At 53.9% G+C, this 13,552-nt stretch carries 15 protein-coding genes; 10 read left to right on the forward strand and 5 right to left on the reverse strand.

The genetic code is table 11. The annotated features are described in order from the left end of the window. Positions 1-85: 85 nt before the first annotated feature. From E3E23_RS05365 to E3E23_RS05380, 4 genes are read left to right on the forward strand one after another with little or no spacing between them, the layout of a single operon-like run. Positions 86-367 carry a hypothetical protein gene (locus E3E23_RS05365; protein ID WP_371807523.1) on the forward strand — a complete coding sequence of 94 codons (282 nt, stop codon included), beginning with the start codon at positions 86-88 and terminating at the stop codon, positions 365-367. Then, positions 368-1,168 (forward strand): hypothetical protein, encoded by an 801-nt coding sequence (locus E3E23_RS05370; RefSeq protein ID WP_167907009.1) that lies wholly within the window; start codon positions 368-370, stop codon positions 1,166-1,168. After that, complete coding sequence (locus E3E23_RS05375) at positions 1,165-1,737, forward strand: AAA family ATPase (protein WP_167907475.1); 573 nt, start codon at positions 1,165-1,167, stop codon at positions 1,735-1,737. Before E3E23_RS05370 ends, E3E23_RS05375 begins: the two co-directional genes overlap by 4 nt. Then, on the forward strand, positions 1,734-2,309 hold the full coding sequence (locus tag E3E23_RS05380) for a hypothetical protein (protein WP_167907010.1): 576 nt from the start codon (positions 1,734-1,736) through the stop codon (positions 2,307-2,309). Before E3E23_RS05375 ends, E3E23_RS05380 begins: the two co-directional genes overlap by 4 nt. On the opposite strand, the gene glmM is transcribed toward E3E23_RS05380, so the two are convergent. The 5 genes from glmM to E3E23_RS05405 form a co-directional block, all read right to left on the reverse strand. Further along, positions 2,306-3,655: a phosphoglucosamine mutase gene (gene glmM, locus E3E23_RS05385; RefSeq protein WP_167907476.1), complete on the reverse strand. Its 1,350-nt coding sequence runs from the start codon at positions 3,653-3,655 to the stop codon at positions 2,306-2,308. The two genes, E3E23_RS05380 and glmM, sit on opposite strands and share 4 nt — an antisense overlap. 93 nt (positions 3,656-3,748) lie before the next feature. Further along, positions 3,749-4,129, reverse strand: a complete 381-nt coding sequence (locus tag E3E23_RS05390) for a hypothetical protein (protein WP_240920748.1) — start codon at positions 4,127-4,129, stop codon at positions 3,749-3,751. A gap of 13 nt (positions 4,130-4,142) precedes the next feature. Further along, positions 4,143-4,382, reverse strand: coding sequence for a hypothetical protein (locus E3E23_RS05395; RefSeq protein ID WP_167907011.1), 240 nt, complete (start codon positions 4,380-4,382; stop codon positions 4,143-4,145). Between the two features lie 3 nt (positions 4,383-4,385). Then, complete coding sequence (locus E3E23_RS05400) at positions 4,386-4,553, reverse strand: hypothetical protein (RefSeq protein WP_167907012.1); 168 nt, start codon at positions 4,551-4,553, stop codon at positions 4,386-4,388. Between the two features lie 169 nt (positions 4,554-4,722). Next, positions 4,723-5,508: a BtpA/SgcQ family protein gene (locus E3E23_RS05405; protein ID WP_167907013.1), complete on the reverse strand. Its 786-nt coding sequence runs from the start codon at positions 5,506-5,508 to the stop codon at positions 4,723-4,725. Positions 5,509-5,656: 148 nt separating this feature from the next. On the opposite strand from E3E23_RS05405, the gene E3E23_RS05410 reads away from it, so the two are divergent. The 6 genes from E3E23_RS05410 to E3E23_RS05435 are packed head-to-tail and all read left to right on the forward strand — an operon-like array spanning position 5,657 to position 13,534. Continuing rightward, positions 5,657-8,869 (forward strand): transglutaminase domain-containing protein, encoded by a 3,213-nt coding sequence (locus E3E23_RS05410; RefSeq protein ID WP_167907014.1) that lies wholly within the window; start codon positions 5,657-5,659, stop codon positions 8,867-8,869. Then, a complete protein-coding gene (locus E3E23_RS05415) occupies positions 8,862-9,854 on the forward strand; it encodes a hypothetical protein (protein ID WP_167907015.1) in 993 nt (330 codons plus the stop codon). Before E3E23_RS05410 ends, E3E23_RS05415 begins: the two co-directional genes overlap by 8 nt. 3 nt (positions 9,855-9,857) lie before the next feature. Further along, complete coding sequence (locus E3E23_RS05420; RefSeq protein ID WP_167907016.1) at positions 9,858-10,832, forward strand: MoxR family ATPase; 975 nt, start codon at positions 9,858-9,860, stop codon at positions 10,830-10,832. Between the two features lies 1 nt (position 10,833). Further along, the gene (locus tag E3E23_RS05425) at positions 10,834-12,087 is read left to right on the forward strand and encodes a DUF58 domain-containing protein (protein ID WP_167907017.1); all 1,254 of its coding nucleotides are present in this window, start codon (positions 10,834-10,836) and stop codon (positions 12,085-12,087) included. Beyond that, positions 12,084-12,935: a hypothetical protein gene (locus E3E23_RS05430; protein WP_167907018.1), complete on the forward strand. Its 852-nt coding sequence runs from the start codon at positions 12,084-12,086 to the stop codon at positions 12,933-12,935. Before E3E23_RS05425 ends, E3E23_RS05430 begins: the two co-directional genes overlap by 4 nt. A gap of 35 nt (positions 12,936-12,970) precedes the next feature. Beyond that, positions 12,971-13,534 carry a PH domain-containing protein gene (locus tag E3E23_RS05435; protein WP_167907477.1) on the forward strand — a complete coding sequence of 188 codons (564 nt, stop codon included), beginning with the start codon at positions 12,971-12,973 and terminating at the stop codon, positions 13,532-13,534. Positions 13,535-13,552: the final 18 nt, after the last annotated feature.

The following is a 13,552-nucleotide window of genomic DNA, read 5'->3' on the forward strand; positions in this document are numbered from 1 at the left end:
TTTATAAATATTTGTTCCATATATGGAACATACGTGGGCATCTTAAGGTGCAAGTTTTATGAAGAATCTTCCACACTTTTCTCCGGTGGTGCAGGTGATTACCACAAGACCATGCACAAGCATGAAAGCAGTAACGATAGTTCCAGAAAAGAAGTACCGCATTGACCTCAGAGAACTATGCGAATGCCTCAAAAAGAGAGAATACAGAGTAAAAAAGGTCACCCCATTCCTTGCCATCGTGAGCAGGGAGTTTGAGGTGAGCATCTTTCCCAGCGGCAGAATCATAGTCCGGGACACTTCCGACGAGAAAGAAGCCTTAAAAATAGCCAGGGAAATCTACGAATGCATAGAGGACCCAGGTGGTTGAATGAGAAGTGTCCCAGAAATAGAGGCGCTCGTGAAAAAAATCAGAAGGGAAAACGGCTTTCCAGATACTCCGTTCAGGATAGACGAGGTCCGCTATGACCCGGAGGGCGACAAGCTCTTCATAATAGCCCATGACAGGACAGATAAAAGTGTTGTGATCGGTAACAGCTTCGTCATAGGAAAGCTCAGGAACGCACTCGGCGTCAAGCAGGTGACAGTCTACTCGAACCTCGACCTCGAGATAAAGCGGAGGAAGCTGAGGAAAAACGCTGAGCTCGTGAGGGGAACGGTTCTTGAGTTTCTGCTCCCAATAATAGATGCCGAAATGAAATTCCCACCGAGGAAATGGCCGGAAGTTAAAGGGAACGTAAAAACACTCGTCTTCCTGAGCTTCAACGCAAAAGCCCTGATTGGCTTTGCGAGGAGGCTGAACCTCGAATACGATACAGTTGGAATACGCTACGCGTTCCCCAAGCTCGAATACGAGGCCATCGAAGGAGAGCCAAGGGAAATTTTGTTCCCCAACGAGGAAAGGCTCCTGGGTCTTGCCAAGGATAGGGACGCAAAACTTGTCCTTGCAGACTTCCCCTTTGAAGTAAAATTCAAAGATGGAGTTGCGCTCTTGAATCCATTCAGATTCCTCCACATAGGGTTTTTCGAGCTGAAATATCTGTTCGGCTTTGAGAAACCGGTGATCTACGATAAGAAAGCCCTTGTAGAGTTCATTATCGGCCTGACCTACGAAGGCCTGATGGAATCGACGGACGGTGCAAACCTGATATGGAGGATGTGGAAGAGATGATAGTAGGTGTCGTCGGTAAGATAGCGGCGGGAAAGACAACCATTGCAAAGTTCTTCGAGGAGAAGGGCTTCTGCCGCGTGAGCTGCAGCGAGCCGCTGATCGACCTCCTCACCCACAACGTCAAGGACTACTCGTGGATTCCGGAGCTGCCTGAGAAAGGGGAACCCACGAGGGAGAGGCTCATAGAGTTCGGGAAGTACCTGAAGGACAGGTACGGCGGGGACGTGCTCATAAGGCTCGCCATTGACAAGAAGAGGCACTGCAGGAACATCGTCATTGACGGAGTCCGCTCCAAGGAGGAGATAGAGGCCATAAAACGTGCCGGCGGCGTCGTGATCTACGTTGACGCCGACCCAGAGACACGCTTCAAGCGCCTCATGGACAGAAAAGCAGGGAAAGACAGGGGCATTAAACGTTTCGAAGACTTTAAGAGGATGGACGACGCCGAGGAAGAGCTTTACCATACCTCAAAGCTGAAAGACATGGCAGACTATGTGATAGTTAACGATGGAACCCTAGAGGAGCTCCGTCGAAGGGTTGAGGAGATAATAAGGAAGGTGGTCGAATGAAGCTCCTTATCATAGCTCCGTGCCTTTTAAGCCCCTTCTATGTCTATCGTGGGCCGAAGGAGAAGGAGTTCAAGACCGCTGAAGGTTTGAGAGAACTCCTCGCCGAGCTCGGCGATGAATGGCAAGTTCTGGCCTATCCATGCCCCGAATACGAGCTGATAGGCTGGCCAAGGCCACCCATGAGCAGGGAAGTTTACATGCACCTCGGAATGGTGGAGAAGGCCAAGACAATAGCCGACTTCATAGGTCGGGTCCTGACAGAGGAGAAGCCTGAGAAAGTCGTCTTTCTCGGGGTGAAGGGCTCACCCACCTGCGGTGTCTTCCACACCACTAAGAGCAACCCAGACGATTTCGACTTTAAGGCAATGCAGGAGTTCTTCTACCTGTCCAAAGGGGAGAGACTCGAGCGCTCTAAGGAGGTAATGGAGAAGGCGGGATTTAAGCTCGTCCCCGGGGAGGGGATACTCTTCGAGGTGCTGAAGGCGAGGTTTCCGGAGGCGGTTTACCTGGAGTTCGACAAAGATGACATTGAGAGAAGCGTGGAAAGGGTAAAAGAAGCCCTCAGGAACTAAGCCCTCGCTATTGCGTCTTTTACCAACCTCTTAGCTTTCTCCATCAATGCCCCGGCCTTTTCTTCCGTATGGGCCTCGAGGGTTATGCGCATTATCGGCTCGGTTCCGCTCGGGCGGAAGAGTATCCACCAGTCACCGTTCTCAATCCTGACGCCGTCAATGCCGATGAGCCGCTCATAGTCGAAGCTGTTGAGAGCCTCGCGCGCTATTATCTCCATGGCCTTCGCTTTCTTCTCGTTGGGGCAGGGTATCTTTGCCCTGAGCGTCACGTAGCGTGGGACTTCCTTAGTGAGCTCGCTTATCGGGCCGAGCCTGTCAATCATCTCCAGAACGAGTGCCCCGGCGAAGATTCCGTCCGGCGTCAGGTTCCACTGGGGAATGATCCAGGTTCCGCTCGGCTCGCCACCGAAGATTCCGCCGTGCTTTGCCAGCTCGTCTGCCACCGCAACATCCCCAACGCGCGTCCTCAAGACCTCACCGCCGAGGGGCTTGATGTAGTCGTCCAGGGCAAAGCCGGCATCGACCGTCGTTACTATTTTCCCCTTTCCGAACTTTCTGAGCATGTAGCCGCTTATCAAGGAAAGCATCACCTCGTACTCGACGAACTTCCCGTTCTCATCGACGACGCCTATTCTATCCGCATCACCGTCGTGGGCGATTCCAACGTCGGCCTTCATGGCCCTAACGGTCTTGGCAAGGGCAGAGAGGCTCTTCGCGTTCGGCTCAAGCTCTCGCACAAAGAAGCCGCTGGGGTGGGAGTTGAGGCTGATAACTTTGTTCCCAAGCTCGCGCTGGAGGTAAGGGCTAAGAATAGAACCCGCACCGTTTCCAGAATCGATTACAACGGTGTAGCTTCCCTCAAGCTCAACCATCTCAAGGGCCGCTTTGATGTATTCCTCCTTCGGGTCGGCCTTTCTGAGCGTTCCAATCTCGTTCCAAGGAGCCTCTTTGAAGTTCCCGGAGTCAATTATAGTTTCAAGCTCCGCCTCCATCTCCGGTGTGTAGGCCATCCCGTTGGCCTGCCACACCTTTATGCCGTTGTATTCGGGCGGGTTGTGTGAGGCGGTAATGGTAACCCCTGCATCGGCAGAGTAGAGCTTTATTGCAAAGCCAGTCAGAGGTGTCGGAGCGAGTCCTATGTCGATGACGTCAATACCAGCGCTCAAAAGGCCGCTTATGAGGGCCCGCTTAAGCATCTCTCCGCTCGTCCTCGTGTCCATGCCAACTACAACCGTTCCCTCGCCAAGGTAAGTACCAAGGGCCTTCCCGACCTTCAGCGCCAAATCTGGCGTCAGCTTTTCGTTCACTACCTCTCTGATACCACTGGTTCCGAAGTACTTCCCCATCTCCATGCCCCCTGCAAGTAACTGAACCTACTCCATGAGATATAATTTTTTCCATGATGGAAAGACCAAAGATGAAAAAGAGGTCAGTCCCTCTCAACCAAACGGTATATCTTCACAGAGACAAAGTACTCTGCGTTCGGGTTTAGGCCCGTTGTAGTCGATTCTGACCTGGAATGAGTTGGAAGAGCCGTAGATGAAGTCGTCGCCCTCGTATTCCGTAATGACATCACCCGTATTGGGGTCGAGTATCTGTATCTTCTCAACCACCCCATCGCTCTCGGCCACGATTCTGTATTTCCCTGCCTGGAGTACATCTGAAGTGTAGTACACAGGTCCCGTAACGGTCGCATTGTTGCTGACGATAAGTTCTTGGTCGTAGTGGGAGAGCACGTAGTAGTAAATGCCAAAGGCCCCTGCTATGCCAAGGAACAGCAGAACGAAAAACCCGATGACGAGCTTTTTGATAAACCCCATCTTTCTCACCTCCTTACCCTTCTGTCGAGTTGCCGAAGGAGTCGTAGCACTCCTTTGCGGCCAGATATTTTGCATAGGCCTCCTCAAGCTCCTCCTGGGTGGAGTTGACCTGCTGGAGGCCCAGTTTGGAATACTCCTCCTCTGTAAGGTAGGGAAGCTCGCTCGGAAATCCCTCTGGAACCCAAGCAGACCCCAGGAAAACGCTCACGGTGAGCAGCACGAAGACCAAAAACGGGGCAAGCTCACCAACCATCGTTCAGCGTCCCTCCGAAGAATCAGCACTCTTCTTGTCCATGATTAGCTCCCAGACCCATCGTGCCCCAAAGATCAGGAGGAGCAGAAGGCCAAAGGCCATTAACGTGCCGATGAGCAGGCCGAATACATGCAAACTCGCGGAATAGCCCCCATCCTCTAGAGCTGTCACTAAGGGGGCCTGCAGAAGGACAGGACTGGATAACACTGCTTTTCTCATTTCTATCGCCATTGAATCAAAACCATCTCGCAGAAAAGAAAAGGGGACAGGTTTTGTTTTTACACTCTACACATTACTGGATAATATACCTTTCGGAGAAAAATATTCGGAACTGTGGCGGTCAGAGGCTCCTTTCCCGAAGTTCTTTCGCCAGCCTAACGAGTCTCTCGGCCCTTTCGGGGTCTATCTCGTTCTTGACTTTTCCGCATCTCTTTATCCACGTGCCCACTATGAAGCCATCTGCATAGTTCCAAAGCATGGGCAGGTTGTCGTAGCTCGTGCCCGAGCCGACTATGACCGGAACCGGGGAGATTTTTTTCGCGAGCCTCAGCCGCTCCATATCAACGGGACTTCCAGTTGCCCTTCCACTTATCACTACGGCATCGGCTAAGCCCCTCTCGACGGTGTCCCTTATGGAATCCTCGAAGTCCCCGAAGTGGACGGCGTGCTTGACGTGGACGTCTGCGAAGACCTTTATCCTGGCCGGGAGAAGCTTTCTGAGCCTGGCCAGCTCGTGGGCGATTCCCTCTATTACCCCTTGGTCGGTGTAGGCAACACCGCTCAGGACGTTCACCCTTATGAAGTCCGCCTTTACGGCGTAGGCTATGGAGTAAGCAGCTATCCCGTCGTTCCTGAGGACGTTTATGCCCACGGGGATGGAAACTTCATCCCTTACTGCCTTTGCCACGGCCGTGAAAGCGGCAACCGTAGTCTTATCGACGTACTTTGAAAAGGGCACGTCGCCGAAGTTTTCCACCATAATCGCGTCGAAGCCCGCTTCTTCCAGAGTTCTCGCATCAGAGAGAGCCCGCTCGATGACCGAATCAAGGTCACCGTCGTAAAGGTACGCACCAGGGAGTGGCTTCAGGTGAACCATGCCGATGAGAACCTTCCTTCCGAAGTCCATGATACCACCAGAGAGGATTTGTCCGCGAGATATTAAACCTTACCCACAGAACCTAGAGGTTCACGGGTCAGCAGTTCCGATCATCTTTCCCCTAACTTTTACACTATAGCAAAACTTTATATAAATCAACGGAGAAAGACAAAACATCATGGTGGGACGAAAGTACGTTACGTTCTTCATCCTCATCCTCCTCTCCATCCTGATAGTCTCCTCCGTGCTGGGCCCAGTTCTAATAAAAGCTCCTCCCCAAACAAAGAGCCTCGAGAGGTTCCTCCTTCCGTGGGAACCCGCCAGGAACGAGACAAACGAAACGGGTCCGCCGATCGAGGTTCCCGAGAACGGGCAGTTTATGCTTCTTGTAACCGGCGCTTCCCATGCCCACTACCTCCGTGCTAACGTTTACACGGACTACATCAACGGGAGCTGGGTCACGAAGAACGCCTCTGTTCTCCCGGCAAACACGGTTGCCCCGCCCATGCCCGAAGTCCCGCACCACGCCGAGATGGACACCATCGGTGTCATCTCCTTCGCCCCCCTAAGCGGCAACCTCTACACCTCGCTCTACACGACGATGGTTAACGCGAGCGGCGTTGAGGCCCTCCCCGAATACAACCTCTTCAGGACGGCAGTTAACGTGAGCACATACTCCTTTTCGGCCGTGAGCTACACCTTTCAGCCCTACCTCCTTCACAACCTGAGTGCAGGCAACCTCACCGACTACCTGAGCGCCCCCAACGATACCCGGCTCGTCTCCCTCGCTAGGGCCATAACGAGGAACGCGACCGATGACTACGAGAAGGCCCAGCTCATCGCCGAATTCCTCAGGAAGCACTACACCTACTTAGAGAACCCCGAGAGGCCGAACGGTACGGACCCTCTCACGTGGTTCCTCTTCGAGTCTAAGGAAGGCACCTCCAAGGACTTTGCCTCAGCGTTCGTCATCTTGGCAAGGCTGAACGGCATTCCAGCGAGGCTCGTGGAGGGCTTCTACATCAGGGCCGTTCCTGGAACGCAGATCGTTAGCAATAAAGACCGCTGGTTCTGGGCGGAGCTGTACTTCGACAAAGCTGGCTGGCTGACCTTCGATCCCCTTAGGAAAGACCCGAACCTCTTCAGGCCCTTCGAGCTTGAGGTATCTCCAAAGAGCCTTGAGCTCCAGCCCGGTGAGGAGATAAAGCTGAACATAACCCTGATGAACGTCGTGAATAACTCAAAGGTGTATCTCTACGCGTATGTTCCAGAGAAGCCTACCCTGATGTTTCCCCTGAATCCAGGAACCTCGGAGATAACGCTGAGGACACTCCAGAGCCCAGGCAGCTACGGAATAGTCCTGAAGGCCATGGTAGAGCACCACGGAAAGGTCATGAAGGAAGACGCCGTCGTGATTGTCAACGTCAGCGGAGGTGTCAAGCTCAGAGCGGAGCCCGCTTACCTCGTAATTAAAAGAGGAAGTCTCGGGACGGTGCGGATATACACCGAAGACAACGTCACTGAACTTATACTCCTTCCTATGGATTCCCCCCTCCCCTCAGTTCTCCTCCCTGACCGCAAAGGGACATTTAACCTGCTCTTTTATGCACCATCTGAGCCCGGGTGGCACTTCTTGGGCGTTAGAACTGCCGGAGAAAACCCTTCCTTTTTATACATCCCCGTGAAAGTAATCGATTGGGCAAAGGTGACTCTCTTTGACTGGCCCCAGAACGCGACCGCTGGGGACACGATTACCATCAGTGGCACTGTCGCTGATTCCACTGGCGTTGTCTGGGATGAGGGAACGATATACACCACACTGGACTACGGGAACCGCTCCATTCTGCTCGGTTTTGAGAATTTCACGAGAAAGCTCTTGCAGGTGAACTTCACCCTGCCGAGATATCTGGCCCCGGGTGTCTACAACATCACGTTCCACTACCTTCCAAGCTGGGGTGCCCCATACGTCCCCAGAGAGACCTGGATAGAGATTGCAGTGAAGGCTCTCGCCGAGTTCGATGTTCCCAAGCAGGTGGTTTCCCTTCAGGGGAACGTGACCATCAAGGGGCACCTCGTGGGCGGGGATGGAAAGGCGATAGCCAACGCGAGCATCGAGTATTCCCTCGACGGAAACTATATGGGGACAGTCAACACCTCTGAAAACGGCGAGTTTTCCCTCCGCGTACTCCTGACCCAACTCGGAAGCCACAACTTAAGCCTGTACTATCCAGGAGACGCGAGCTATTCCCCAGCGGAGGTAAGTGTTGAGATAGCCATCGTCGAGATGGAGCTTCCTGAGAAGGTTGAAGCTGAGCTCGGGAAGCCCGTTAAAATTACGGGAAGGATAATCGGACTTGAAAAAGGCCAGATATCCGCCCGCATCTATCCAGGAAAACTCTACAAAGTGCCGGTCAGCAACGGGAGCTTCACGCTTACCCTCGAGCCTTTCAACTTCATCGGCGAGAGGAGCATGGACTTCTATCACGGCGACAACCTCCTCGCTAGGACAACCGTCGTCATCGTCTCACCCATCAAGATAGAGCTCCTCACGAACAGAAGTGAGGGTGAAGAAACGGCAGTAATCAAGTTTAAAGCTCTGGACGCCCTAAACGGCCCCGTTCCAAATGTCTTTCTCACAGTCGAGATAGAGGACGAAATTAGACAGGTGATGACGAACGCCTCAGGGATAGCGACACTGGAAGTGCCGGTGCCCGACGATGAGAAGAACGTGACCGTTAGGGTGTTCTTCAGAGGCTCCTCCTACTACCTTCCGGCCGAGGAAACCTTTCATGTTCTGATCGTGAAGAAGAGGGAGATACCCTGGCTCTACTTGGGCATTGCACTGCTTCTCGCCGTGGTGATAGCTAGATACGGGCTGGTAAGGAAAAAGGCCCCAAAAGTCGAAAGGGAGCCAGTACTGAAGATAATCTTCAACAACGGAATCCCGCTTTTCAAAGAGGGCGAGGTAATGGAGATAAGCGTCGAGTGCGAGAACGAACCGGAGCTTTACGTGGACGGGAAGCCCGTCGAGAAAGGGAAGGACTTCAGACTGAAGCTTCCTCTTGGCGAACACACCATCGAGGCCCGCTGCGGGGGGCTGGTGGAGAGAGCAACCGCGAGAATAGTGAAGAGCTACAACGACGCCGTCGTGGAGCACTACGAGAGGTGCTTCCTGCCGTGGGTCAAGGAAATCGGAGTGGACGTCGACGAGCTGACGCCGAGGGAGATAGAGGCTGTGCTAACGGACATGATGTATCCATGGGAGCCCCTCGATGTGCTCACCGAAATCTTCGAGAAAGCCAAGTACAGCCACCGCGAGGTCTCAAGGGAGGAGTTCATACGGTTCTACCGCGCCCTGTTAACCGTCATTGGAGGTGGTTGTGTTGTTTAAGCCGAACTGGGGAAGGCTTGCTCTTTACATCGGCTCGGTTACGCTGATATATGCCATGGCCGCCCAGATTGAGTGGCTGGCGGCATTGGTAACTCCGGCCCTGGTTCTCGCTCCCTTTATGTTCGCAGCGGACATCCTCGAATACTCAGGAAGGAAAGTCGAGTCTCCCCTAATGCGCATCGCCGGGGCAGCCGCAGCCCTCACCGTTCTTCCGGCGGAGGTATTCCCCTGGAGAACCCAGATGGCAATGGTAGTTCTCGGCGCCGGAACTGCCCTAGTGGCCCCTTCATTAAAGAGAAACTCCCGGCTCGTCAGGGGAACGGGTGTCTTCATCCTTCTCTACGGCCTATCGGGGGTCAATGTCCTCCAGCCCGTGAGGAGCGTCTTCCTCTACGCCGGTGCGTTTCTCCTTGCAGGCTACGCCGTAGCAGAGCTCGGCCATAGGGGACACCTCTGGGCCGAAATGGTGGAGCGCAATCTCATTGGAATCGGCATCCTCGGGGGAATCCTCGGCCTCTACACCAGCGTCAGGGGAGAACTAAGCACCAGCTATCCAGGACTGGTCTTCTACGGCGAGTGGATCGCGCTTGTTCTCGGCGTTGTCGTGGCGGGCTCGATGGTCTACTCCTTCGTCTCGAAGAGTGACCCCGAGAAGTACCTTCTATCCCAGTGGAGGCGCCATGAGGCCAAAACCGTCGAGAGGTTCGGGCCAGAGATGGCGAAGGCGAGGAAAGCCGTCGAGGACTTCGTGGTGAGAGGTAAGAAGGGCCCGCTCGTGACGTTCATAGCCTACTACGGTGCCCAGCTCTTCGGGGACAGGGGCAAAGTGGAGGAGCTCGTCTCGAGGATAGCCGACTACGAGGAGAAGAAAACATCCCCCCTCACCCCCCTCTGGATAAGGAAAGCCTACGAGAGGAGAGAGCTTGAAAACAGGCTCAAAATCGTTGAGGAAGTTTTTGATGAGCTCAAGAGGATGATGGGGTGATCTATGATGGAGATTAAAGATGCCTTTGAGATCTCAAAAGAAATTGTTGAGAAAATAGGGAGCGTTTACCTCGGCAATGAGGTGGTCATTAGAAAGACTTTAGCGGCTGCGCTGGTGAACGGCAACGTGCTCTTTGAGGATTATCCAGGTCTTGGAAAGACCCTCTTGGCCAAAGCCTTCGGGAAAGTTCTCGGCCTGAAGTACACGCGCGTTCAGTTCACTCCAGACCTTCTGCCAGCCGACATTCTGGGAACGAAAGTCTGGCGTCAGAATAAGGGCACCTTCGAGCTCATAAAAGGCCCGATATTCACGCACGTTCTCCTCGCAGACGAGATCAACCGCGCACCACCGAAGACCCAGAGCGCTCTCCTCGAGGCAATGGAGGAGAAGCAGGTAACTATAGAAGGCGAGACCTTCCCGCTGGAGCTGCCCTTCTTCGTGATTGCCACCCAGAATCCAATAGAGTTCGAGGGAACCTATCCACTCCCAGAGGCCCAGCTCGACAGGTTCCTCCTCAGACTTCGCGTGGGTTACCCGAAGAGCCTGAACGATGAGATCGCCATTCTGGAAGCGCGCCTGAGCTGGGCCAAAGACGACCCTACGGTGGAAATGGAGCCTTTGATCGATAGAGAAACCTTCCTCAAGATGCAGGAGATCGTAGAACGGGACATCTTCATTAGCAGGGACCTGCTGAAGTACATAGCCCAGCTCGTGAGGAACGTCCGCTCCGACGAGCGCGTGGAGGCTGGACCGAGTCCAAGGGGTGGAATCGCACTCATGAAGGTTGCTAAGGCGAACGCACTCCTAAACAATAGGGACTACGTGCTTCCAGATGACATCAAGATCTTCGCGGTTGATGCCCTCGCCCACAGGATTATGATCAAGCCTGAATACGCATTCGAGGGCGCTACTGGGGAAGAGATAGTCAAGGAAGCCCTCGAAAAGACGCCAGTGCCCAAAGAGAGCGGACGTGAGTGATATGCGGAAGAACCTGCTGGGCTACCTCCTCTGGGCAATCCTCATGGGAACACTCTTCCTCGCCCCAGGGATGGTTAGCTTAGCTGTGATTCCGCTCACAGTTTTGGCCATTGCAATGCTCATAGACCCCCCGAGCGGCGTCTCGGTCAGGAGGAGAATCTCGAAGCGGGAGGTAAGAACTGGAGAAGAGGTCGAGATAAGCGTCGAGGTGATGGTCGAGAGAGGGGTGGGCATAGTAGTCGTCAGGGACCCGCTCCCCAAAAACGTCGCCTTGACCGATGGGAGCAACGTGGGAGTCTTCTTCAAGGGGCTCAAGCCGCTGAAGGTGAGCTACTCCTACAGGATAAAGCCCATACTGAGGGGCTTCTACAACCTCCCAAAGAGTGAGGTAACGACGAGGAACCCCCTCGGGGTGCGCTACCTATGGGGCGTTTACGGTGAGGAGCTTCGCCTTAGGGCCGTTCCAAAGGTCCTCGGGAACATACCCATATCTGAAACAAGGCGGAGCGTCAAGATAAGCGTCCCGGAGACGAGCTTCTCCATCAGGGGGCCGATTTCGACGGACTTCAAGGAGATAAGAAAATACCAAACGGGGGATCCGATGAAGCTGATAAACTGGAAGGCCACCGCGAGGACTAATCAGGTGCTCGTGAACGAGTTCGAAAGGGAGGGCAAGAAGGCGATACTCTTCATCGTGGACGCGAGCGACTTAATGAAGGTTGGCACGGAGAGCGAGAGCCCCTACGAGCACGCCATGAGCCTCGTCGCGTCCATGGCGTACCGCTTCCTCAAGAAAGACTACCACGTCGGCCTCTACCTCCTGGGAGCGCGGAAGTTCCTACCACCAGCAACGGGGCCGAAACAGCTTCACAAAATTGTGAAAACAATGATGGACTTCGAGAGGGTTCACACTGGGGAGGAGAACTTCTGCGATGCCGTGGAGAGGCTCAAGAGGATACTCCTCCAGTACACACCGCTGGTGATCCACGTCTCCAACATCCTGGAGAACAACAAGGCCGGCGTTAAGAAGGGGGCTGTGATGCTGAGGAACCTCCACAAGGGCCGGATTCGACCTGTGATAATCGATGTCTCCGTCTACCCAATCCTTGACCCCCAGACGGGAGTTCTGCTCGAGATGGAGAAGAGGGCGATAGTAAGGGAGCTAGAGGGTATCGGAGCCTACGTGGTGAGGTGGCTGCCCGGTGAAGAGGACGTGAGCGTGATTCTGAGCAAACTGCTGGGTGAGATAAGATGAAACCCGGAACCATCTTTATCCTCCTCAAGCTGATCATAGCACTGCCCGTGATAGTCCTTCTCGCGTTGGCCTACTCGAGCCTGTTTCCAGCCGGGAACTGGTACGTCGTCTTCGCCTCGATAATCTTAATACTCCTTGGAATGCTGCTCTCCACTGGCTCGGCTGGCAGGGTCATCTCGCTGGCGATGGTTCTCTACACAGTTCCCTACGCCATAGGCGCCTCCCAGTTCATCCCCATAGCGTTCCCAGAGACCTACAGGCAGGTCGGGGAGAGGATACTCACCAGCCCATACTTCTCAAACTTCGGGCTCTCCTCCCTGTTCCTCCTTATGGGGCTCAGCCTGATGACGGACTACGTAGAGGGCGCGGAGGAGTGGGAGAAAGTTTTGGCAGGACTGGGAAAAAAGAGGGTGGGTCTTAAAACCCTCGCCTACAGTCTCACCGTTCTTTCTATGGCCTTCATCCTTTCTTGGGGACTCCTGAGCCTCGGAGAAAGACTCCCGCTCAGGATGGGGGGAATCGTCCTGCCGGTAATCCTGTTTGCCGTTGGAATGGCAGTTGCCTACGGCTCCATCGTAAGCGGAAAGTACAAGAAAATCGTGCTCGCCGTGGAGGTCAAGCCCCAAGGCGGGGGAGAGGTGATAGTTCAGACGAGGGAAGGGGAGAAGAGGTTCCCCATAAGCCCATCGGCCGCTTTCGAGTGGGAAATGGTAAGGTTTGAGACCGAGCTGATGGAGAGACCACTCGGTGTTTTTCTGAAGAGGGAAGAGAGAAGGAAGCGTCTGGCTCCGCTGATAGAGAACGTCGATGGAGAGACCCTCTTCCTCCTCTACCGCGAGGAAGGTTAATATAATCAAACGCGGAGATGCTAACGGTGAGAGTCATGAGTGAGAAGCTTCCCAAGGACTTAACAGAGCATCTGCATCCCAACGAGGAAGTTCTCTACGCAGTTAAAAAGAAGCTCGGCATCGAAAAGCCAAAGTGGCTCGTTGTGACGACCCACAGGATAATCTACTTCGACGAAAAGATACTCGGGAGGTACGAGATGAAAGCCATCCCCTACGAGAAGCTCGAGGAGGTCTACGTCAAGATAGGAAAGATGTATGCCGAGTTCGTCATAAAGGATGAGAGCGGTGACGTCATAAAACTGGACAAGATGGACAAAGAGAAGAGCAAGAAAGCAGTAGAGGCTATAAGGGACGCCCTCAATGCGATAGCCGTTGAGCCCGTCAGCATAGAGAAGAAGAAGCACCTGATGAGCAAGGAGTTGTGGATACACAAACCAAAGGAGACCGTGAGCAGATCCCTCAGGATAGCCACCCAGGGCACGGCAGCAAAAGAGGATCCGCTGGAGAAGCTCAAGAAGTTAAAGGAGCTTTACGATATGGGCGTCATAACACAGGAGGAATACGAGGAGAAAAGGAGAAAGCTCTTGGAACAGATTTAGGGGCCGATCCCAACACTT

It is taken from the genome of Thermococcus sp. CX2 (assembly GCF_012027555.1).
Taxonomy (GTDB): Archaea; Methanobacteriota_B; Thermococci; order Thermococcales; family Thermococcaceae; genus Thermococcus.